General features: G+C 52.1%; 8 protein-coding genes. 5 read left to right on the top strand and 3 right to left on the bottom strand.

The annotated features are described in order from the left end of the window. The first annotated feature begins 701 nt into the window (after window positions 1-701). The 4 genes from CFK45_RS06815 (at window position 702) to CFK45_RS06830 (ending at window position 18,547) form a co-directional block, all read left to right on the top strand. Window positions 702-5,273, top strand: a complete 4,572-nt coding sequence (locus CFK45_RS06815; protein WP_096085683.1) for an Ig-like domain-containing protein — start codon at window positions 702-704, stop codon at window positions 5,271-5,273. A 293-nt stretch (window positions 5,274-5,566) separates the two neighbouring features. After that, window positions 5,567-8,206 carry a glycoside hydrolase family 2 protein gene (locus CFK45_RS06820; protein WP_204378431.1) on the top strand — a complete coding sequence of 880 codons (2,640 nt, stop codon included), beginning with the start codon at window positions 5,567-5,569 and terminating at the stop codon, window positions 8,204-8,206. 580 nt (window positions 8,207-8,786) lie between these two features. Next, complete coding sequence (locus CFK45_RS06825) at window positions 8,787-13,349, top strand: carbohydrate-binding protein (protein ID WP_096085684.1); 4,563 nt, start codon at window positions 8,787-8,789, stop codon at window positions 13,347-13,349. A gap of 608 nt (window positions 13,350-13,957) precedes the next feature. Continuing rightward, window positions 13,958-18,547, top strand: coding sequence for an Ig-like domain-containing protein (locus CFK45_RS06830; protein WP_158224620.1), 4,590 nt, complete (start codon window positions 13,958-13,960; stop codon window positions 18,545-18,547). A gap of 81 nt (window positions 18,548-18,628) precedes the next feature. Here the strand turns inward: CFK45_RS06830 and CFK45_RS06835 are convergent, their stop codons facing one another. Beyond that, the gene (locus tag CFK45_RS06835; protein WP_096085686.1) at window positions 18,629-20,329 is read right to left on the bottom strand and encodes a methyl-accepting chemotaxis protein; all 1,701 of its coding nucleotides are present in this window, start codon (window positions 20,327-20,329) and stop codon (window positions 18,629-18,631) included. A 186-nt stretch (window positions 20,330-20,515) separates the two neighbouring features. Here CFK45_RS06835 and CFK45_RS06840 point away from each other — a divergent pair, with 186 nt between their 5' ends. Continuing rightward, window positions 20,516-22,834: a beta-galactosidase gene (locus tag CFK45_RS06840; RefSeq protein WP_204378432.1), complete on the top strand. Its 2,319-nt coding sequence runs from the start codon at window positions 20,516-20,518 to the stop codon at window positions 22,832-22,834. 109 nt (window positions 22,835-22,943) lie between these two features. Here the strand turns inward: CFK45_RS06840 and CFK45_RS06845 are convergent, their stop codons facing one another. Next, window positions 22,944-23,513: a hypothetical protein gene (locus CFK45_RS06845; protein WP_096085687.1), complete on the bottom strand. Its 570-nt coding sequence runs from the start codon at window positions 23,511-23,513 to the stop codon at window positions 22,944-22,946. A 377-nt stretch (window positions 23,514-23,890) separates the two neighbouring features. After that, window positions 23,891-24,484, bottom strand: coding sequence for a hypothetical protein (locus tag CFK45_RS06850; RefSeq protein WP_096085688.1), 594 nt, complete (start codon window positions 24,482-24,484; stop codon window positions 23,891-23,893). Between the last annotated feature and the right edge of the window lie 200 nt (window positions 24,485-24,684).

A 24,684-nucleotide genomic window follows, 5' to 3' on the forward strand; every position in this document is an offset into this window, starting at 1 on the left:
TTTTTTGTGTCTTTCCCCGCCAAAAGCCGTTTTTATTAAGCCGATATTTTTTACAGCATCTCGGATCTGAAAACGAGTGTTACCGTTTGATTACAACCAAAGTATGAAAAGCTGAAGGGTGTGATCCCTCCGGTAACAGGGGTAAAGAAGTAATGTGAAAGTTTTTTTATTCTTTTTTGTTATATGCGTAGTTGCAATTTGATTCTTTAGAGCATGGCTTGTGTCGTATTTTTCATCTAAAAGTTCCAGGTTTTTTACCTTTGTCTAATTTCTGAGGTTTCTTTTAGAGCTTTTAGGTCTAAATGGCTTTGTATACATTAAAAAAGCGGACAGAAGCTATGGACAGTTAAAAAGCCGCGCGCGTAGAGTCGGGACCGCTCAGTGGTTCCCACAAAGAACGTCTGATGCCAAGAAAAGCACTTACATATGGCTTTTCAAAAAAAACCTGTTTGTTCAAAGGTCTTGCGCCAAGCGTGTAAAGATTGTCTGACGATTAGGTGGGCGCTTTAAGGATGAAGGCTCTTTCAATGACGGAAGAGTTCTAACTATTAACTTAAAGCGATAAGAACCCCTAATTAGTTTCACCCGGCTACCCGGTCGTTCTTATCAGCCTGAAAGCTACGGCTGAAGGCACATTGATAATAAGAATAATTGCATTTTAAAAGGCAAATTTCTCAATATAAAAATAATCCGAGGGATTTATGTTTAAGAAGCATCCAAAAGCGCTATTAAGTAGCGTAATTGGCGCTGTTGTTGCCGGTGGTGTAGGCCTAGCTACATCGGCAAGTGCCGCAGTTCAAGTTGACATTAACGCTAATGTTAAACACTCCGTAAATGGCGCCAACCAGTTTGAGCGCGAGCGTCGCATTACCATGCACGCCTCTCCAATTGAAAACGAATTTATTGGCGAGAAAGAAAAGCTTGATTACCTGATGGAGCTCGGTGTTCACTTTGGTCGCGACGCCGGTACTTCCATGTGGTACTTCAAACAAACCGAAGGTGACCCAACTCGTCCGCCAGCTGCAGACGACGTATTCCCTTACGGTTTCCTTGACGAGCACAGCAGCGAAAGCTTGAAAACCCAGGTCGATGGTTATTATTACAACCTGGAGAACAAATACGTAGATTCGCAGGAATACTTCGATCGCACCAAGTACATGATCGGCGCGACTCAGCCTCACCCTGCTTTCCCTAACTGGTCTACCTACAGTTGGTTCGGCGGCGGTCTCGACACCGAGAACCCATGGCGCCCGCGCACCAATGAGCAAACCGGTAAATGGGTTGCTGAATTCCTTGAAGAAGCCTACCTGCGCGAAGACGAAACCGGCCCTAAATTGCCTATGCCGCACTACTGGGAAGTCGTCAACGAGCCGGATATGCAGATGAACACCACTGGCCCCGAAGGCCATGTGAACACCTGGGAAGCGCTGTTTGAATACCACAATGTAATGGCCGACGAGATCCGTGCGCGCCTTGGCAACAAAGCGCCAAAAGTTGGTGGTATGACCTGGGGTCTGCACGACTTCCACCTCGGCGATGCAACCGCCTTCGGTGCGCCTCGTTTGCAAAATGAAGCTCTGTTGACGGCCTTCTACGGCGCTGACACTGCTGATAACCAAGTTCTGAAAGACCGTATTCGCGGCGAATTTGCTGCATCACCTACGATGAGCGATTCCGATACCGGCCGCAGCTGGTACCAGTGGGATGTGATCTGGAAGCAATTCCTCGACACCGCTGGTGAGAACATGGACTTCTACTCTATCCACTTGTACGACTGGCCTCTGTGGCAAACCCAGGGCGGTAAAGTCCGTACCGGTGCGCACAGTGAAGCGGTTATGGACCTCCTCGAGTGGTACGACGACAAGATGGTTCCTGGTCCCAAGAAAGAAGTGATCGTTTCCGAGTTCGGTTCTGTAACCGGTTCTTACCAGGAAAACGGCACGACTATTGACCGTTCACGTATGCGCTGGGAAAAGCTGAAGCCTTTCTCACAAATGCAGATGCAGTTCCTCGAGCGTCCTGACTACATCACCATGTCTTTGCCTTTCGTAGTTGTTAAAGGCGCCTGGGGTGATCTCGGTAAAGAACAGCCGTATAGCCAGTCTATTCTCGATCGTGACTACAGCACCTGTGAATCTACTGCAGATGCGTACACCAACTGTACCTGGGAGTTCAACGAGAGCATCCACTGGTACGAGCTGTGGCGTGACGTAGACGGTACCCGTCTCGACACCTACTCAAGCGACCGCGATATTCAGGTTGATGCCTACGTTAACAATAACGACAAGAACGGTGAGAACCACTTGTACGTCATCGTTAACAGCATGGAAACTTCTGACACTGAAGTTGATCTGAGCTGGGCCGGCATCGACGGCAACGCAATTCAGAGCATCCAGATGCGTCACCTCTACCTCGACGAGGCGATCGACTCGGATAACAACCCTGGTAACGGTGTAGGTCAGCCAATTATGGCTGAAGCATCTCTGGCTTCTCTGCCTGAGTCTCTGGTAGTGGGTGCTGATGCAACCATCATCCTCGACATCGAGTACGCCAGCGCTATTAACCCAGCGTTTAACAACAACGAAACCAAGTTCAGCGCCGAGCCTCTGTCTTCTGCTGATCCGTATCGTGTTGATGCCAACGGTTCTACCATCACTGCTCAAGTAAATGGTGTTAGCAAGCCTGCTAAAGGTGAAGCTCAGATCCGTATTACTGGTGCTTTCTTCCTGAGCCACTACAGCGACAGCGGTGTAGAGCGTTCTAGCCTGACCATTAACGGCAACGAAGTAGCTCTGGATAACGACCTGCGCGGTGAAGGCCAAGACGGTTTGATTCTCGCGACTTTGGAATACCCATTCCCGGTTGAGTACTTAGCTGCAGACGGCAACAACGTTGTTGAGTTCAGCTTCCTGCCTGCCGGTCAATTGGCCTCTATGGCGATTCAAGTTTGGGATCACGACACCGACATCGTTCGTTCAACTGAAGCGACTGAAACTGTTGCAGTTGAAGGCTTCAGCGTTGCTGAGAACAGCGTTAGCGTTAAAGTGACTCAGTCACAAGCTCTGACCTCTTCGTTCTCTCCTGCAAATGCGAGCAATAAAGTTGCGAGCTGGACTTCAAGCAACCCAAGCGTTGCCTCGGTAGATCCTAACGGTATGGTAACTGGTACCGGTGTTGGTACTGCGACCATTACTGCTGTTTCTGTTGACGGTTCTATCTCTGACACTGTAAGCGTAAACGTAACAGCTCTGACTCCGGACAGCGTTGGTATCGTCGGTGTGCCTAGCACTTTGTTTGTTGGTTCAAGCAAGCAGCTGAGTGCCGCGGTTCGTCCTATCCACGCCCCCAACCGCTCTGTTGAGTGGAAGTCTTCTAATCCCGCTGTTATCAGTGTTAGCGCTTCTGGTGAAGTAACTGCTGAAGCTGCCGGCACGGCGACTATTACAGCCACTACCAGCAACGGTATTGCTGCAACGGCTTCTATCAGCGCTGAAATCCTGATGCCTGAAACTCTGAGCCTCGAGCCAGAAACGACTCTGATGCCTAACGGTGATTCGCTGCCTGTACAGGTTAGCATTAGCCCGTCTAACGCTTCTTTGCAGAATGTTAAGTACAGCTCTAGTAACCCAGGCGTTGCCGATGTAGTTGGCGGTGACATTGTTGCTCTGAGTGAAGGTACTGCGACGATTACCGGCACCATCGACGGCACAAACCTGAGCGATACCATTACTGTTGAAGTTGTCGACCCTCAGGGTGCAATGGTTTGGCGTGAGGCTGAAACCTTCGATGCAACCGGCGGTAGTGCAGGTGGTTTTGAGCTGAACGAAGCTGCTGGCAACATTAACTACAACCAAACTGGTGACTGGGCTGATTTTGTCTGGAACTTCGAGCACGCTGGTATCTACCAATTTGCCATCAGCTACGGTACTGAAATGACCAACGCTGGTATTGAAGTAAGCATCAATGAAGTTGCCAATGCTAGAGCTGGCCTGCCTGCGACTGGCGGTTGGGACATGCACGTAGAGACTGTTGTGAGCAACGCGATCAACGTTCCTAGTGCCGGTACCCACACTGTTCGCATCAAGTCTGTTGGTGTTGCTGAAGCGTGGCAGTGGAATGCCGATAAGATTGGCCTGCAGCTGCTCAAGGCCTCTGCATGTGCGCCTAACTGCCCAACGCCTGCGCCTAGCCCAAGTGTTGCGCCGTCGACCGCGCCTAGCCCGAGCCCGTCTCCGGTAGTTAGCCCAAGCCCGAGCCCATCTCCGGTAGTTAGCCCGAGCCCAGCGCCTTCTGTTGCGCCTAGCCCGAGCCCGTCTCCGGTTGTGAGCCCGAGCCCAGTGCCTAGCCCAAGCCTGCCTCCTGTTGGCGGTGACGACGACGTAGTTGTTGAAATTGAAGACTTCGACAGCACCGGTCGCGACAGCGCTGCGATTGGCGGCGACAGCATCAACGGCTTTAACGTCAACGGTTCTACCATCAACTGGAACACCACCGGTGACTACGCTGAGTACACTGTTAGCTTCGCTAAGTCTGGCACCTACAACATTGTTCTCGATGTTGCGTCGCCGATGACTGGTGAGCTCGGTGTGGCTGTTAGCCTCAACGGTACTCAAATTGCTGCCTCTGGCCTCAGCGCTACCGGCGACTGGGAAGCCTACGAGTCACAAGTTGTCGCTACGAATGTTGTGATCAGTGCCGGCACTTACACCTTGCGTGTACAGAGCCAGGGTGCCTCTGACTGGCAGTGGAATGCCGACAAGCTGACTTTCAGCTTAGTTAGCAGTACTGAGCCTAGCCCAGAGCCCAGCCTTGAGCCGTCTCCAGTGCCTTCAGTTGAGCCTTCACCAGAAACTAGCCCCGCGCCAGACGCCGGTGAGCCAATTCTGACCGAAGCTGAAAACTGGGTTGCCACCGGTGGTACTCAAGACGGTTTCACCACGCGCACCTTCTGGGGCACCACCACCTTTGCCGATCACGTGCTGACCGGTGGTTGGGCTGACTATGAAGTGACCTTCCCTGCGAGCGGTAATTACGACCTGAGCTTTATTGCCTCATCTATGGAGAGCTCTGACTCCAATGCCAAGATTTATATCGACGGCGTTGAAGTTGCTGAAGCGCCTGTACACGGTGATAACCTCAACGTATTTAAAGAGCACGCCATTGCCAGTGGTTTGAACATTAGCGCCGGTACGCACACCATCCGTATCGAAGCAACTGGTTCAACTCTGAAGTGGCACTTCTTCCTCGACAGCTTCACTTTCACTGCAAAGTAAGCTTTTCGAGATAACTTAGCCCGCTAGCGCGAGGCTAAGTCCGCCAAAAAAAACCGGCCCCTTAAACAGGGTCGGTTTTTTTTTGCCTGCTTATTTGAATAGCTTATTGTTTTTAATAAAAAGCATTATTTTAAAGTTCAGCGGTTCAGTTTTTTAAAGGTGGCTTACCGGCGTGTAGACTAAGCTCGTATGCTTATTTTTATATGTTGGGAACATCTATGATGTTGTTGCGGGTTTTATCTTTTTTTTGCTCCCGGTCTTTTTCTATTTCTGCTAAAAAGCTGCTGGCGTTTTTGGTTATATGGTTTGCAGGGGGCCTTGCCTGGGCTTACGCTGCAGCTGCCGCAGCGGAGTACCAGCCCAAGTTTTCGAGCGCGGGTTTTTACGAGCTCGCCGACAGCGGGCGCGAAGTGTACAGCTTAAACCCGCAGTGGCGTTTTTATAAAGGTGAACTCAGTGGCGCCGAGGCGCCGGGGCTTGATGACAGCCGCTGGCCGCTGGTTAATTTACCTCACGGCATTGAATATCTACCCGTCAACGCCAGTGGCGGCGTCAATTATCGCGGCGTCAGCTGGTATCGCAAGCGCTTGCCCCTGGCTTCGGCATTTAAAAACAAAAAGCTGTTTTTGAATTTTGAAGGCATTATGGGCAAGGCTGAAATCTATGTGAATGGTCACTTGCTCAAACAGCACTTTGGCGGTTATTTACCGGCGGTGGTGGATATCAGTGCATATGTAAACCTGGGTGAAGACAACATCATTGCGGTGAAAGCCGACAATAGCGACGATGCGAATTTTCCTCCCGGTAAACCCCAGGCTGGGCTGGACTTTACGTATTTTGGCGGTATTTATCGCGACGTGTGGTTGGTGAGCCACAACAAGCTCTATATCAGCGATGCCAATTATCAAGACAAGGTTGCCGGGGGAGGTTTGTTTGTTCGTTACAAGCATGTCAGCGATAGCAGCGCCGAGATTGATGTACAGGCGCATATTGTTAATGAAAAAGCTGAAGATTTTTCTGGCCTCCTCAACTATGTCGTTAAAGACAAGGGCGGCCATATCGTTGCCCAAAGCCGCAGTGCAATAAATGTCGCCGCTAAAAGCGATGCCAGTGTTAGCGCAACAATCAAGCTTAATAAGCCCAATCTTTGGTCGCCGCAGTCGCCGTACTTATATGAGCTTGAAGTCAGAATTAAAGGCGGCAATAAGCGTGTGATTGACGGCTATAAACGGCGCATCGGCGTACGCTCAGTTGAGTTTAAAGGTTGGGCCAACGGCGGTTTCTGGTTAAATGGCAAAGCCTATAAGCGCCCCTTAATCGGTGCCAATCGCCACCAAGACTTCGCCGTACTTGGCCACGCGCTGCCAAACTCGCTGCACTGGCGCGATGCTAAAAAACTTAAAGATGCGGGGTTTGATTTAATTCGCAATGCGCACTTCCCGCAAGACCCTGCTTTTATGGATGCCGCAGACGAGCTCGGTTTGCTGGTGATTGTGACAACGCCGGGATGGCAGTTCTGGAACGATGAAGGCCCCTTTGAAGAGCGTGTCTATGCCGATATTAAAAATATGATTCGCAGGGATAGAAACCACGCGTCTGCATTTTTGTGGGAGCCTATTTTAAATGAAACCTGGTACCCAGAATATTTTGCCGAAAAAGTAAAAACCCTGGTCGAGCGCGAACAGCCCGGCGCTTACGCTGCCTCTGACGCGCATGCCAAGGGCGGTGAGATTTTTCCAGTGCAATACGGCGCGGCGCCAAGCCCCGAGCTTGCCGATGCCAAGGTAAGTTATTTTACCCGCGAGTGGGGCGATTGGGTGGATGACTGGAATGCGCAGAACTCGTTTAGCCGTATTAATCGCGCCTGGGGTGAAGAGCCGATGTTGCATCAGGCGCGCTGGTACAGTTACATACTCGACAGTATATGGGGCGCAGTTAAAAGCTCGAATGGCGGTTATTTTGGCGGCGCTTTGTGGCACCCCTTTGATCACCAGCGCGGTTATCACCCCGATCCCTTTCAAGGCGGTGCGATGGATAGTTTTCGACAGCCCAAGCTCTCTTATCATATGTTTCAGTCTCAGAGGCCTCGCCAGTTTAATGCTGACAGCCTGACTGATACTGGCCCCTATATTTACGTTGCGCACGAACTTACCCCGTTTTCGTCGAGCGATGTTGAGGTTTATTCAAACTGCGATGAAGTCAGCTTGCAGGTGCACAAAGATGGAAAAGTATATCGCCAGTCGACAGCTCAGGCCGATCACCCTCACAGAAAAGCTATTGTAAAATTTGAAAATGTCTACGACTTTAACGATATGCACACGCTTGGTCACGCGCTAACACCGCGCGATGCCTTTTTGTGGGCGCGCTGTTTTATTGCTGGCAAAGAGGTGGCCGACCATAAAAAATATGCATCGCTGCGACCGAGCCAGCTATTGTTGAGTGTTGATAACGAGGGCCTCGATCTTCAAGCCGATGGCAGTGATAAAGTTGTTGTGGTCGCGGCGATGGCGGATAAAGACGCCGTTGTTAAGCGTTTTGACAGGCACTTTATTGAATTTAGTGTGCAGGGGCCGGCGAAGATCGTCAGTGCCGACGGCCTTAATCTAAACCCTAAACAAATTGAATGGGGCACGGCGGCGATTATCCTTGAGTCCACGGATGTGGCCGGAGTTATTACTGTTACGGCAAAAGTTCAGTTTGCCGGTGAACATCAACCGCAATCGGCGAGCTTAAGTTTTAGTTCCGTTGAGCCATCATTAAAGTATTTAAAGCAATACGATACTTCGCCTATGGTTCAGCCAAAAGCAGAGCGGGACCAATCAAAATACATCGCCCAACTGTTACAACAGAACCTAAAACTTAAAAAACAACTGGCAGAGCAAGAGCGCTTAAAGACTGAAAAGTTACAGCAGGAGTTTGAAAGCTCGCATTAATTTTAGTTTTCTGTTTTTTAGTTTTGCTTTTTTGTGCGGGCGCGCCTTGTATAAGCTGCGCCCCATTTAAGTTATCCGGAATAATGTTGGTGCTTTGGTGTGAGCTTAATGCGTGCGCAATATTTTAGCTGGTGCCTTAGTATTAGTTTTGTCTGGCCTTGGGTTTTTATTTCGAAAGATTATAAGTATTAAAATCCCTTTTTTGTGTTGTTTTACGCGTCATTGGTTTTTTTGTACTTACGTCTTTGTAACATCTGCCGTAACGATAATTCCCAGTGTGGCGCAAAAATAATCTCACCTGCTGTTTGTATGTAACACCTTCTATTTGAGTATCTCAGTGCTTTGAGTATGAGCCAGAATTTCATTCTGGTAACTTTTGCCCCTGCCTTTACTATCTCCAGGCTCGGAAAATTTTGTAAAAAATACAGGTTTTGTCGGGTTTGGGTGTTTTCGCATCTAGCGAATGTTTTTACCTGTCGCTTGTCTGGTCTGCTTGTTTATTTGGCAGCTGGCTGGTTGTTACATGTAATTTCAAGCTTCTAGTTTGAAAAATAAAAATAATTTTTAATTAGAGGGACTTATGTCTAAAAAGCATCCATTGGCTGTGGCCGTCGGATCGCTGCTTGTCGGGCTTGCAGGGCAAGCGGCGGCAAATAGTGTCAAAGTCGACATCAATGCCAATATCAAACACTCCGTCAACGATGTATCTAATTTTGGTCGCGAGCGTCGAATTTTGATGCACGCCAGCCCAATCGAAAATGAATTTATTGGCGAGAAAGAAACGCTCGATTATTTAATGGAACTCGGCGTACATTTTGGTCGCGATACCGGTACACCAAAATGGTACTTTGAGCAGACCCAAGGCGATCCGAATGCTGCAATTGATGCAGAGGCCTTCCCCTACGGTTACGCCCACATTTTTGACCGCGAGGCTTTTAGCTTAAGAGCCAACGATTATCACTGGGCTTTGGAAAACACCTATGCCGACGCGATGGAGTATTACGATCGCACCGACAATATGATTATGGGCGGGCAGCCGCGGCCCGGCATGCCGAACTGGTCTTCATACAGTTGGTTTGCCGGTGGCATCGGTACGGATAATCCATGGCGCCCGCGTACTAATGAGGAAGCGGCCGAGTGGTATGCAAATTATTTGCAGGAATTTTATCTTCGCGATGAAGGCAACCCAAACAAATTGCCGATGCCGAAGTACTGGGAAGTACTGAACGAACCGGATATGTTGCTAAATACCACTTCCCACGAGGGTCATGTTCACACTTGGGAATCGCTGTTTGAAATGCACAACGCAGTCGCCGACGTGCTGCGTCAGCGCCTCGGTGATAAAGCGCCGCTGATTGGCGGTATGACCTGGGGGCTACACGACTTTCATTTGGGTGATCAAACGGCCAGTGGCCAGCCGCGCCTTCGCAACCAGGCCTTGATCGATGCTTTTTATCAGGACAACGAAGCCAACCGCCCAATTCGCGAAAAACTCAAAACTATCTTTGACGATTCGCCAATTATGCAAGATGGCAATACCTCGCGCGCTTGGTATCAGTGGGATGTCTTGTGGAAAAGTTTTATTGACACTGCCGGTGCCAATATGGACTTTTACGCCATTCACCTTTACGACTGGCCAAAATGGAAAACCAATAGCAGCCGTATTCGCACTGGTGCTCACAGTGAAGCGGTGATGGATTTACTCGAGTGGTACGACGAAACCATGGTGCCGCCGCTGGCGAACGGCAAAAAACGCGAATTTGTTGTCAGTGAATTTGGTACGGTAAATGGTTTGTATCAAGAGCAGGGCACCGTGCTCGATCGCACGCGTATGCGCTGGGAAGCATTAAAACCGTTTTCGCAAATGCAAATGCAATTTCTTGAACGCCCAGACTTAGTGACCACCTCGCTGCCGTTTATTGTTGTTAAAGGCGCATGGGGGGATCTGAACTGGAAGCAGCCGTATTCGCAAAGTGTGCTCGACCGCGATTACAGTACTTGTGGTGAAGAAGACTTAGAAGGCGAGATTATCGACGGTGTTGATTATCGAACCTATATTCCCGATTCGTGTACCTGGAACTTTAACCCGTCTATTCACTGGTATGAATTGTGGCGCGATGTCGAAGGTACACGTGTTGATACCTACTCCAGTGATCGCGATATTCAGGTTGATGCCTATGTAAATAACAACGACGCCAAAGGTGAAAACCACCTCTACGTTATTGTTAACAGCATGCACACCGAAGCCACCGATGTCGATTTAAGTTGGGCCGGCATTAGCGGCAATAGCATCCGCAGCATTAACATGCGCCACCTTTACCTCGATGAAAGCATTGATGTCGATGGCAACAGTGCCAACGGTTTTGGCAAGCCTATTTTTGCCGATGCCAGCTTGGCGACTTTGCCGGAAGAATTAACGGTTGGGGCCGATGCGACGATTATTCTCGATATCGAATACAGCAATGCGATTTCACTTGGTTTCGAAAATAAAGAAACGCGCTATTTTGGCGAGCCGCTAAGCAGCGCTGAGCCCTATCGGGTTGGCACTTCAAACGGCGCGCCGATCAATGCCAAAATTAATGGGGTGAATAAACCTGCACTCGGTGAAGCCCAGCTGCGAATTACCGGTAGTTTCTTTTACAGCCATTTGCTCAGCGACAGCTGGAGTCGTTCATACGTGAAAGTCAATGGCAACGAAGTGGCTCTGGATAACGACCTGCGCGGTGAAGACTTTGGCCAGGACAATATTTTGGCAACCATCGAAGTACCGGTGCCGGTTGAATACCTCGCCAACGACGGCAATAACGATATTGAAATGAGCCTGGTGGCCGCCGGTGACGTCGCCTCGGTCAGTATGCAAGTCTGGGATATGGATACCGATGTTGTGCGTTCCGCCGAAGGCTGCTCGCCGTGTACTGCCGTCAGCAGCTTCAGCCTGGATCAGGGCAATGTCGCTTTGCAGGTTACCGAGTCTGTCGCTATCGGCGCCAGCTTCCTGCCCGCTAACGCCAGCGCCAAAGAACTTAGCTGGTCGTCAAATAACAGCTATGTTGCGTCGGTTGATCAAAACGGTTTGATTACTGGTACTGGGGTCGGTTCGACAACGATCAGTGCATTTAATGCTGAGACCGGCACCAGTCAGGATGTCACCGTTAGCGTCAGCAAACTCTCGCCCGAGAGTGTTGGCATTGTCGGTGTGCCCTCAGTGCTCTATGTCGGCAGTGAAAAGCAGCTAAGTGCAGCCGTGCGCCCGATTCACGCAGAAAATCGCAAGGTTCACTGGAACAGTGAAACACCGGCGATTGCCAGCGTAGATGACAGCGGTGTGGTGCAGGCCCTCAGTGCCGGTACTGCGGTGATTACTGTGCGCACTGACGACGGCGATATTGAGAGCAGTGCAAGCTTCAAAGTTGAAATGCTGCGACCAACGGCGATGAACTTGAATCCAGAAGCGACCATCGTACCGCTCGGTGAAAGCTTTGAAATCAGTGCCGAGTTTAGCCCGGCCAATGCCAGCGATCAGCGAGTGACGTGGAGCAGCCTCAACAGCGGCGTGGCAACGGTTGTCGACGGTGTGGTTATGCCGGTTGCAGTCGGTGAAACCTATATCACTGGTAAATCTGTTGACGGCGGTTTTGAAGACCGTGTTTATGTGGTTGTTGTGCAGGTTCCCCCCGGTGGTTCGGTGGTTGAAGCTGAAAACTTCAGTGCGACCGGTGGCCCGAATCAAGGTTTTATCAAAGATCTTGAAAAAGGCCATATCAATAACAACCAAAAAGGCGACTGGGTTGAGTACCAGGTGAACTTTACTCAAAAGGGCACTTATCAGCTGAATCTGGATTACGGTTCACCAACAGAAAGTGGTGCCGGTGTCGATGTTTCGATAAATGGTCAAAAGGTTGTGACTAAAGCGCTGGCGGCCACCGGGCCGGATCCGCAGGGCTGGGATACGATGCAAACAGTTAATGTTTGTAACTGCCTGCCTATTGCTAGCCCGGGTACTTATACCGTTCGTTTAACCAGCTCCGGCTCGGCCGACTGGCAGTGGAATGCAGACAAATTTACCCTGCGTTTCTTAACCCCGATCTTGCTGGTCGACCCTCCTGCCAGCCCGAGCCCGAGCCCGTCGCCAAGTACGTCGCCGAGCGCCAGCCCATCGGCCAGCCCCAGTGCTTCGCCGAGCCCTTCAATGAGCCCGAGCCCTTCGCCAAGCCCAAGTGTGAGCCCGAGCCCGTCACCGAGCCCAAGTTTGCCGCCGGGTGATGTACTACTGCAGCTTGAGGATTTTGTCGATACAGGTAAAAACGGTGCGCCAGTTGAGTGGGATTCGGTTGTTGGCTTTAACAGCAACGGTTCTACCATTAACTTCAATACAAGCGGCGACTGGGCCAAATACAATGTCGACTTTGGCGCCGGCGGTACTTACAAGCTGGTATTGAGCGCGGCGTCGCCGGTAAGTGGTCAGCTGGGTGTAAGTGTGAGCATTGACGGTGTCGAAGTTGCGCGCTCCGAGCTCGCGGCAACCGGTGACTGGGATATTTATTGGGACTTCGATATATCGGATGCTGTCACTATCGGCGCCGGTGTGCACGAGCTGGTCGTTGCAAGCTGGGGTTCCGCTGCATGGCAGTGGAACGCCGATAGCCTCAGCTTTGAGGCCAGTGCAGGCCAGGCCTCGCCCAGCCCTTCACCGAGCCCGAGTTTGAGCCCTAGCCCAAGTCCGTCTCCGAGTGCTAATCCAGGAGAGCCGATTCTGGTCGAAGGCGAGGCATTCTTTGAAACCGGCGGTACTCAGGACGGCTTTACGACCCGCACCTTCTGGGGCACTACCACCTTTGCCGATCATATCCTGACCGGCGGCTGGGCCGATTACAAAGTCAGCTTCCCGACGTCGGGCCGTTACGATTTAAGCTTTATGGCGGCGACGATGGAGAGCGCCGATTCTAATGCCAGGGTTTATATCGACGGTGTGGAAGTTGCCGAAGCTCCTGTTCACGGCAGCAGCCTCAATGAGTTTACCGAGCACGCCATTGCCAGCGGCATCGATGTTAGTGCCGGTGAACACACGGTGCGTATCGAGGCGACAAGCTCGGTATTGAAGTGGCATTTCTTCCTCGACAGTTTCACTTTTAGCGCGCAGTAAGGCGCAAAGTTCGCAGGCCCTGCCTGCGACACATGGTTTACCCCGTGTACGGGCCTAGCTTATTGGGCCCGCTTCCCAGCCCGCTCTCTGAGCGGGTTTTTTATATCGTCAGTTTTCTCATGCTTTGGGCTTAATTGGGTTCGCTGTGCATCTGTTTATAAGTGATGCACTTCCACGGCTTCTTTGAACCGGTTCTCGTTATTTTCACTCGCCTTACGCTGCGGGCTTTGTGCCTGTGTATGTGTTGTAGCGAAAAATTGCGCCTTTTGACTGAGCGCAGCCTGTCGCTGTCAGTACCTTTTCGTATTTAGTGCCCTGCGGCATCTCTCTAAGGTGGCCTTGCAGACACAGGGTGTATGTCTCAAGCCCCAGTAATTACGGGGGCCTGTCCCTGAGCTGCGAACCCAGCTACCGCGCTGCGGACACGGCAGCCGGACTTTGGCTCAAATGCCTTTTTGAACTGCGTCATAGTTTGCGAAATCGTGTTTTAACTAATAAGCCCGCCATAAGAGAGGGCTCGTCATAACAAAGTATTAGTCATTCTTTGAGTTATGAACTCGGGAAGTTGTACCGATTGAATTGAGGCCTCAGATCTTATGGGAAACCGTATGTTTAAGAAAAAACCGTTGAAGTCTGCTATCGGGCTTATTACAGCGCTTAGTGCCGGTGGTCTTGCATCACTGAGTGGCGCTGAACCAGTCAAGGTAGATATCAATGCCAACGTCAAACACAGCGTTAACGGCGCCAACCAGTTTGAGCGCGAGCGTCGAATTACTATTCACGCCAGCCCTATTGAAAACGAATTCTTAGGTGAGAAAGAAAAGCTCGACTACCTGATGGAGCTCGGCGCGCACTTTGGTCGCGATGCGGGCACATCGATGTATTATTTTAAGCAGACCGAAGGTGACCCGACCCAGCCACCACCGCAGGATGAGCTATTCCCCTGGGGTTTCCTCGATGAATTCAGCCGCGATAGCTTAAAAGACCAGATCGACGGTTATCACCTGAACCTGCAAACTAAATATATTGATTCGCAGGAATACTTTGATCGCACCAAGTACATGATTGGTGCAACCCAGCCTCACCCGGCATTCCCCAACTGGTCGACTTACAGCTGGTTTGGTGGCGGCCTCGAGTCTGACAACCCGTGGCGCCCGCGCACCAATGAACAAACCGGTGACTGGGTTGCAGCCTTCCTCGAAGAAGCGTATCTGCGCGATACCGGCGACGATGCAAAAATGCCGATGCCGCACTACTGGGAAGTGGTCAACGAGCCGGATATGCAGATGAATACCACAGGCCCGGAAGGCCATGTGAACACCTGGGAAGCGCTGTTTGACTACCACAATGCCATGGCCGACGCCGTGCGTGCCAAGCTCGGTGACAAAGCACCGAAAGTCGGCGGTATGACCTGGGGTCTGCACGATTTCCACCTCGGTGATGCGACCGCCTTTGGCGCGCCTCGCCTCAAAGGTGAAGCCTTACTGACGGCGTTTTACGGCGCCGATACGCCGGAGAACAAAGCGCTGAAAGATCGCATTCGCGACGAAATTTTTGCGGCCTCGCCGACCATGAACGACACCGACACTGGCCGCGAGTGGTATCAGTGGGACGTAATTTGGAAGCAGTTCCTCGACGTCGCCGGTGAGAATATGGACTTTTACTCCATTCACTTGTACGACTGGCCGCTGTGGAGTACTGCCGGTGGTCGTGTGCGTACCGGTTCGCACAGTGAAGCGGTCATGGACCTGCTCGAGTGGTACGACGATAAAATGGTACCGGGCCCCAAAAAAGAAGTGATCGTTTCCGAGTTTGGCTCGGTTACCGGTGACTATCAGAAGATGGGTACGGTTATTGACCGCTCGCGCATGCGCTGGGAAAAGCTCAAGCCGTTCTCGCAAATGCAAATGCAGTTCCTCGAGCGTCCAGACTACATCACCATGAGCCTGCCGTTTATTGTGGTGAAAGGCGCCTGGGGTGATTTGGGTAAAGAGCAGCCGTACAGCCAGTCTCTGCTCGATCGCGACTACAGCACTTGTGATTCAACGGCTGACGCCTACACCAACTGTACCTGGAACTTTAACGCGTCTATTCACTGGTATGAGCTGTGGCGCGACATCGATGGTACGCGCCTCGATACCTTCTCCAGCGACCGCGACATCCAGGTTGACGCCTATGTTAATAACAATGACAAAAACGGTGAAAACCACCTCTACGTCATTATTAACAGCATGGAAACGGTTGATACCGAGGTTGATTTGAGCTGGGCCGGTATTAGCGGCAACAGCATTGAGAGCATCTCGATGCGCCATCTCTATCTCGACGAAGCTATCGATACCGATAACAACACCAGCAACGGCACGGGCAAGCCCATTATGGCTGAAGCCGAACTCGCTTCTCTGCCCGAGTTTTTGGTGGTTGGCGCCGATTCGACCATCGTGCTCGACATCGAGTACGCCAGCGCCATCAACCCCGCGTTTAACAACAACGAAGCCAAGTTCAGCGCCGAGCCGCTGGCTGCCGCTGCGCCTCACCGTGTGGCTGCAGGTGGTTCCAATGTTTCTGCGCAAGTAAACGGTGTGTCTAAGCCCGCCAAAGGTGAAGCTCAGCTGCGTGTAACCGGTGCGTTTTTCCTCAGTCACTTTGGTGCTGACGGCGTCAATCGCTCCAGCCTGACCATCAACGGCAATGAAGTAACGCTCGACAATGATCTGCGAGGTGAAGGTCAGGAAGGTTTGATTCTGGCGACACTCGAGTTTCCATTCCCGGTTGAGTACTTAGCTGCCGATGGCAACAACAGTGTTGAGTTCAGCTTCCTGCCAGCGGGCCAACTGGCTTCTATGGCTATTCAGGTCTGGGATTTTGACACCGACATCACCCGTTCAACACCGGGCAGCTGTGACGGTTGTTCCGCGCTGACTGGTTTTGCTATTGCCGAGACCAGTTTGGCTCTGAAGGTTACCGAAACCAAGGCGCTCGGGGTTCAGCTGACTCCGGCGAATGCCACCGACAAGCGCGTTACCTGGACTTCCAGCGACCCGAGTGTGGCGTCGGTTGATGCCAACGGCCTGGTAACGGGTACCGGCATGGGTAGTGCTACCATTACCGGTCGCGCCGGCGGCATGAGCGAGACTGTTTCGGTAACGGTCAGCCAGTTGGTACCGACCAGCGTTGGTATTGCCGGTGTGCCGAGCAAGCTCTATGTCGGCAGTACTAAGCAGTTGAGCGCAGCTGTGCGTCCTATTTATGCGCCTAACCGCGCCGTGACCTGGACCAGTTCTAACCCGGCAATTGCCAGTGTCGATGCCGACGGGCTTGTAACCGCCAATGCTGCCGGCAGTGTCAATATCAGTGCGCGCAGTGTTGCCGACACCAGCCTTGAAGCCAGTGTAAGCATTCGCACCGAAGTGCTTGCGGTTGAATCACTTGAGCTCAACCCTGAATTCACCCTCGTGCCAACAGGTGGAAGCTTCACTATTGACGCGACCATTGAGCCTGTTGATGCGAGTAACCAGGGCATCACTTGGCAAAGCAGCGACGAGTCAGTTGCCACTGTTGCGGACGGCGTAGTCACTCCGGTAAGCCTTGGCCGCGCGACAATCAGCGCCCGCACTCACGACGGTGGTTTCACCGGGCAAACAGTTGTTGAAGTTGTCGATGGCTCAGCGCCGCAAACCGTGATTGAAGCGGAAGATTTTGATAGCACTGGCGGCGCCGCTGGCGGTTTCGAAATCAGCGTTGAAAAAGGCAATATCAACAACAACCAGACCGGTGACTGGGCTGAGTACAATATCGACTTTGCCTCGCGCGGTACTTACCAGTTGCAGGCAGAGCTAGGGTCTCCAAGCGGCGGTGGTATTGAAGTGTTTGTTGAAGGCAGCAGTGCTGGCCGCGCTTCGGTCCCCAACACCGGCGACTGGGACGCCATGCAGACAATCACTGTTAGCAATGGCCTCAGCATTGCCGCTCCCGGCACTTACCGCGTGCGCATTCAGTCCATCGGCGCCGCCGGTGCCTGGCAGTGGAATATGGATAAGATCGCCATCCGCAAGTTAACCGACGAGATCTTTGGTGATAACGCACCGACGCCTGAGCCTGTACCAAGCTTTGATCCAGCGCCGAGCCCAACGCCAGTTCCAAGCCCAAGTGCCCTGCCGAGCATGCAGCCAAGCCCAGTGCCGAGCGCAATGCCCAGCCAGGCGCCTGAGCCCAGCCCAGAGCCTAGTGTTGTGCCGAGCGCCCAGCCCAGCATCGCCCCGAGCATGCAGCCTCAGCCGAGCCCGTCACCACAAGTATCCGGTGACCCGGTTCCGGCCCAAGGCTTGAAAGTTGAGCTTGAAAACTTTGTTGAAACCGGTACCAACGGCGGCTCAGACAATGTTCCCGGCTTTAACAAGAGCCCTGTAGGCATCAACACCAATACTTCCGGAGATTGGGCCGACTATCGTGTTCGCTTTGAGCAGACCGGTCACTACGACCTGGTATTGTCAGCCGCTACCCCGATGGCCAATGGTGCCAATGTGCGTATCTTGCTCGACGGTCAGCAGATTGCCTCTGCACCGGTAGTAAGTACCGGTGACTGGGAAGCTTATATGGAGATGGATATCGCCAATGACGTGCTGATCAGCGCCGGTACCTACACGGTTCGTGTAGAGAGTCACGGTGCGAGTCAGTGGCAGTGGAATGCCGACTTCCTCGAGTTTGTGCAGATGTCTATTTCGCCAACACCAAGCCCCGAACCGAGTGTTGTGCCGAGCCCGAGCCCAAGTTTAAACCCGGTACCTTCACCGCAGCCGAGCTTTGATCCACAGCCGAGCCCACAGCCGAGCGTGAATCCTCAGCCGAGTTTTGTGCCGCAGCCGAGCCCGCAGCCGAGCGTCAATCCTCAGCCGAGTTTTGTGCCGCAGCCGAGCCCGCAGCCGAGTGTAAATCCTCAGCCGAGCTTTGTGCCGCAGCCGAGCCCGCAGCCGAGTGTGAATCCTCAGCCAAGCTCGCAGCCTCAGCCGAGCACAGCGCCAAGTGCCAACCCGCAGCCGAGCTTTGCGCCCAGCGCAGCGCCCAGCCCGCAGGTGAGCCCGAGCCCAAGTGCGCCGATTGGCAGTGGTGCTAAAGGTGGTGGTGCGTTTGCCGTGACGGAGCTGGCTTTTGTTGCCGCACTGCTGAGCTTCGCAGGCTGGCGTCGCCGCAAATCTAACTGAGCCCCCCTTCAGAGTTATCTGAAGTAACTTTGAGCCCTCTGTCTCTGGCAGAGGGCTTTTTTTATGCCTGCACGCAAGGCCCTAGTCTTGAGAGAAGCTCTGCAGCTGGCTGGTAACGGCGTTCACGGCCTTGCCGATCTGACCGCTGGAGTCTTTGAGCGCCTGCACACTCTCATTGGTTTTTGCAGCAAGATCGCTGATATTGCTGATATTGGCATTAATTTCTTCGCTGACAGAAGTCTGCTCTTCAGCGGCTGTTGCAATCTGGGTATTGAGATTGGCCACTTCACTGCTCGACTCCACCATCGTGGTAATCGCGCCGCTGATACTGGCGCTGAGTTCGAGGCTGCGCTGCAAGCTCTCGTTGCTTTGCTCAATAGCCGAGACCGCCTCGCCAGTGCCGTTTTGCAGCTGTGCAATCATGCTGTTGATTTCTTCGGTCGAAGCTTGAGTTTTGCTGGCCAGGGTGCGCACCTCGTCGGCAACAACTGCAAAACCCCGGCCCTGTTCGCCCGCGCGGGCGGCCTCGATGGCGGCATTTAAGGCCAGTAAGTTGGTCTGTTCGGCAATGCCGCGGATGACGTCGAGCACGCTGCCTATGTTTTGGCTATGCTCTTCGAGCTCGCTGACGGTCTGCGCCGCTGTTTGCATCTTCTGTGACAAACCGAGCACCGCCTGTTGGCTGTCTTCGACGATTTTCTGCCCGGACTGGGCTTGTTTCTGTGCGGTGGCCGTGTGCTCTGCTGTGTGCCCTGCCAGGCGTGCGACTTCCTGTGCGGTGGCGTTGAGCTCGTGCATGGCGGTGGCGACCTGATCGGTTTCGGCAAGTTGTGCGGAGCTACACTGTTCGGAATCGTCGGCAACTTGCTGCAAGGTGGTCGAGGTCTGCTGCAGGTGGCGCATTTCGCTGTCCACTTCGTTCATTGAAAGCTCGAGGCGGCTGACAAAGCGGTTAAAGGCGTGTGCAATTTCGGCGAGTTCATCGTTGCTCTGAAAAACAATGCGCTGGTTTAAACCGCCGTTGCCGTCGGCAATAGTGTTGAGCGAGCTGCTGACTCGCTCGAGCCGCCGGCTGACAAATGTGCGAAACAAAAAGTAGGTACTGACCAACAAGATAAGAAGCATAAGTACCAGCAGCGCGATCAGCTCTCGGTTCATGCTTTGGCCTGCGGCTAATTGGGCACCGATGGGTACCTGAACTTCGAGCACTCCGCGCACATCGCCGAGCTTCCAGCCCCTCTGCGGGGTATCCGGGTGGCTGTTGTGGCAGTCGACGCAGCCCTGTGCACTCATGGTATCGGCAACCGCGACACGCAGCACCTGCTGGCCGTCAACGCTATCGATGCGGCTAAAACTGCTGTCGCTGTCCCGGTTGAGTGCGCGCCAGGCGTCGCGAGCAAAGTCGTCGAGCCGGCGCGCGGCGCGATTGGGGAAGGGGTGTTCGCTGTAGAGCTTGATATGCATGCCCTGCCTGGCAAATTCTTCACTTAAGTCGTGAATAAAGGTCGCCGGCAGTGGAATGTGTTCGGCACTGTTTTTGTGTTCAAAGTGGGGTCGCAGGTTTGAATTGGCGAGGGCTTTTTGCACAACATTCTTGGTGTAATAGGCGCGGATGGTTTTGTATTGCTGCACCGTGCTCAGCGCTCCGGGCAGGGCAGACTCAATGGCATTACTGCGAATTTGCTGCGAAATAAAAATTGAAACCACTACCAGCGCAAGTAAGAAGACTAGAATAATTGGGCTGAAAAGTTTGGCGAGTAACGAGTTGCTAAAAATATGCACTGAGCTGGTCCCTATGCTGAGCGTTGCTTATTTAGCCTAGTTGTGCCCAAACAAAGTGCCAGTTTTACCAGCTCGTCGCGCGCTTTTGTGAATTCAAAGCGACAGTGGCATTATTGCTTGTAGCCGGCGCCCAGCGCTGCGCCCGGCTTATGGCGTTAATAACTACACAGATAAAGAAAGCTCACTATGAAAATGACCAGCCTTGTTCGTTTCGGCTCTGTGGCGATAGCCTCAGCCGGGCTCCTGCTCGCCGCGTGTGGCAAACACGACAGCGAAACCAGTAAAAAAAACCTTGTACCTCAGGTTAAAAGCCCGGCAAGTGAAATTCCGCTCGCAGACTTTGACGCGAAAGAGTCGATGCGCCTGTTCAAACTGGAGCACAGTAAAGTCTTTCATCGCGATGGCGAGGTCAGTGTTGAATTTCTCTCGCGCGACAACCACAAAAGCACGGTCAGTTTACAACCTGAGCAGGCCTGGGACTGGAGCCAGCAGGGCGAGTTTGCGCTGGTTCTGGATATCGAAAACCCGATGCCGACTTCGATACATATGTTTGCCGCTGTCACCGATAGCAGCGGCAGCAAGCACATACGCAGTTTTGTGCTGCCGGCTGCATCAGAGCACACTTACTACATTGATCTGAATGTGCCTGAGCTAGCGCTGGAGACCGGGATACGTTCAAATCCGCCGAGCTGGCTCAATGACTACCGGCAAATTATCTGGCGCGGCGGCTCCAAGCTTATTGACTTGAGCCAAGTGGAAAGCTTGAGTTTTTATGTCTGGGGCGTACTCGATAACAAAAAAATCAATATCGATAACCTGCGCCTGATTAAACCTACAAGTTTTGACGAGCAATTTTTGGTGGGCCTTGTCGATCAATTTGGTCAGAGCACAAAATACGGTTCGGTAAGTAAAGTTGAGAGTACCGAGCAGCTGCAGCAGCTCAGTGATAAAGAACTCGCTTCATTAACGGATAAACCCCTGGCCGGGCGCAGTATATATAACGGTTGGGCCGACGGGCCAAAGCTTGATGCAACGGGCTATTTCCGCACCGAAAAATACAAGGGGCGCTGGGCCTTGGTTGACCCGGAAGGCTACCTGTTTTTCTCAACCGGTATTGCCAATATTCGCATGGCTAATACATCAACGATCACCGGTTATGACTTTGATGAGAATTTAATTAAGCAGCGCGCGGCTGATGACTTAACTCCGGAAGACAGCTTGGGTTTAAACCGCGCCCCGGAAAAAGCCTGGCCGAGCAGGTACGTCAGTTCCGAACTGCGGGCAAATATGTTTACCTGGTTGCCCAAGTACGATGAGCCAATGGGCGCCCACTACGGTTATCGCCGCGAAGTACACAGCGGTGCGGTTGACAAAGGTGAAACCTACAGTTTTTATCGCGCAAATCTCGCCCGCAAATACCGCACAAACGATGAAAGCCAATTGATGCAGAAGTGGAAAGACACCACGATCAAGCGCATGTTGAGCTGGGGTTTTACCAGCTTTGGCAACTGGGTCGACCCGATGTTTTATCACGAAGACAAGTTACCGTATTTTGCTAACGGCTGGATTATCGGTGACTTTAAAACCGTCAGCAGCGGCAATGATTACTGGTCGCCACTGCCCGACCCGTTTGATCCCCTCTTTAAAGAGCGCGCGCAAGCCACGGCTAAGCAAATTGCCGATGAGGTGAAAAATAGCCCTTGGTGTGTTGGGGTTTTTATCGACAATGAAAAAAGCTGGGGCATGATGGGTTCGCCGGCGACCCAATACGGTGTGGTCATTAATACACTCGGCCGCCCGCTCGGTGACAGCCCAACTAAACAGCGTTTTATGCAGGCTTTAAAAGCCAGTTACGCAAATATTGACGAGTTGAACCACGCTTGGGGCCTTGAACTGGCTTCGTGGCAAGCGTTGGGTGACGGCGTTGAACTGGTTGATTTTAACGAGGCCATGCTCGCTGATTTTGCGGTGTTACTTGAAATATACGCGAGCGAATATTTTCGTATTGTGCGCGAAGCGGTTAAACAATATATGCCGAACCACCTCTATCTAGGTGCGCGCTTTGCGGATTGGGGCATGACACCGGAGATTCGCGCCGCGGCAGCTAAATACAGCGATGTAATGAGTTATAACTTTTATCGCGAAGGCATTAACGGTGAAGTATTTTGGAGTTTCTTAGAAGACATCGACAAACCTAGCATAATTGGCGAGTTCCACAACGGCTCACTCGATTCAGGCTTGCTGAACCCGGGCCTTGTTCACGCTGAAAACCAGGCCGATCGCGGCCGCAAATATCAGGAGTATGTCGGCAGTGTTATCGACAACCCGTATTTTGTTGGTGTGCATTGGTTTCAATATATTGATTCACCACTAACAGGGCGTGCTTACGATGGCGAGAACTACAACGTGGGTTTTGTCAGCGTTACCGACCTTCCGTACGAACCGCTGGTTGATGCGGTAAAAGAAATTAATTCAACGCTGTATCGGCGTCGCTTTGAAAAATAAGTGGTCTTAATTTAGATGTTTATTCAAGCCCGCTAAATGGCATTGTCTTTAGCGGGCTTTATTCTTTTTAGCGCTCTTTTTAGTTGTTAGCCACTAAGCCACTAAGCCACTAAGCCATTAAGCGACCGAGGCGTTTGAGTTTGTCGTTTATTGTCAGCTGAATATCTTTGCGTTGCAGTTCACTAAGCTGCTCGAGTTTTTTTAGGCTGATGCGGTGTAAGTGCATCAGCGGCTGCTCTTTGCGTGAGCATTTGCGCAAGTCGGTGTTCATAAGTACAGGTAAAAATGGGTCGTCTGCACCGTATTTATTGTGAAATTTGGCCAGTCCTTGGGCCAATTCCATGCCTTTCCAGCGCCTGCTCGGCCCGTCTCGATAACACAGCAGCCAGTCTTGCTCGCCGCGAATTTCGCCGGGGCTGACAATCATGCCCGTTGGCAAAATAGCCTCTTCGGGGATGTCGTTGTAGTTGTCGTGGTGGGCAAAGGGGTTGGGCAAGACCACAACACTTTTATTGCCCGGTGCTCGCTGCATCTCGTAGTTGCTGTAAAGCTGGCTGACGGTGCGCGAAAAAACACAGAACGAGCTTTCAAAACGCTTGAGGAAGCTGACCGCTTGTTCGGGATAATTAAAGCCTGCAAGCTTCCAAATCAGGTCTGAGTTTGTGCTGCTAACGTTCATACTGCTTTCTGTTTCTGTATGCCTGGCGGCCTATTTGTTTAAGTTATGTGCAATATAGCGCTCCTTTCACGCAGGCTTACAAGTGATTTGTTTACGTAGGCTTTGCGGCTTAGTCGATACCTTAGTGGCTGCTCATTTGGCCTAGCCCGAATGGTCTAAAGAACGCGGCGCATTACAGCAGCACTTGCCGGGGCTTTTTTGAGTTAGATGGAGCTTTGAGTTAGAAGGAGCTTTGAGTTAGACAGAGCTTTGAGTGAGATGCAAGCTGTTGTGAGCCGTTCACAGCGCGCTGCCCGGGCTGTAATTACAAAAAGGGTGCAGAAAAAGAAAAGGTGGCACGGGGCCACCAAAGTTGGGGGTGCTTTATTTGTGCTGGCTTAGCGGCGCGGATGAACTTGCCAAGCGCTGAAATCAGTGTTTTTTGTGCTGCGCTGGCGCATGCTCGGTTGGTGTTTGGCCATTAGGACCTGACGTTTGTATCGGGCTTGTTTTAATTTTTTGTGTGCGTCGACGGCGCGCTGTTGTGCGCGTTTTTCCGCCCTCAGGCTCAGTTGTTGTTTGTAATCTTGTTTAATTGTTTTGCTGAGCCGAGCCAGTTTGTCTGTTAACTGGCAGCCTAGTTTCAGGCTAAATTTAACTACGTGTTTAAGCTGCGCTAGCAGCTGTTTTTTGAGCTGTGCTTTTTTCTGCTGTTTTTGTCGCTGGCGCTGCTGCTGGGCGGCGGCCAAGTCTTGCTCTAGTTGTTCACATTTTTGCACCAGGCGCAAAGCCTCCGAACGGAAAATATCTCTGTCGCCCTGAATGCGTTTGGCGTAGCGCCGCAGTTTTTCAACCTCATCCCTAAGCCTGGCGCTGGGTGCCGCAGCCGCGGTTTGCTGCGCTGCTTGCGGGTGTATATGGCGATTGGGCAGTGCGACAACCTTGTCACTGACGCCGGCGGAGGCTTGTTGTAGCTGGGCGTTTTTAAACATGCTGGGCTCGTTTGCTAACTGTGTTGTCAATGACGCTACTTTAACGATGGCGCCGCAGCTTAACTATCGGCCGGAAGGCCAGGCGCCGGCTTAGACAACCGCTCGTGGCCTAGCCCTTTTGGTCTATGTCTGAATTTGCCGCCGCCGCTTACCATAGCTAGGCGGTCTAAGGCGCCGTATCTCAACTACATTTAATAGAT

Source organism: Agaribacterium haliotis, from assembly GCF_002312815.1.
GTDB classification, from domain to species: domain Bacteria; phylum Pseudomonadota; class Gammaproteobacteria; order Pseudomonadales; family Cellvibrionaceae; genus Agaribacterium; species Agaribacterium haliotis.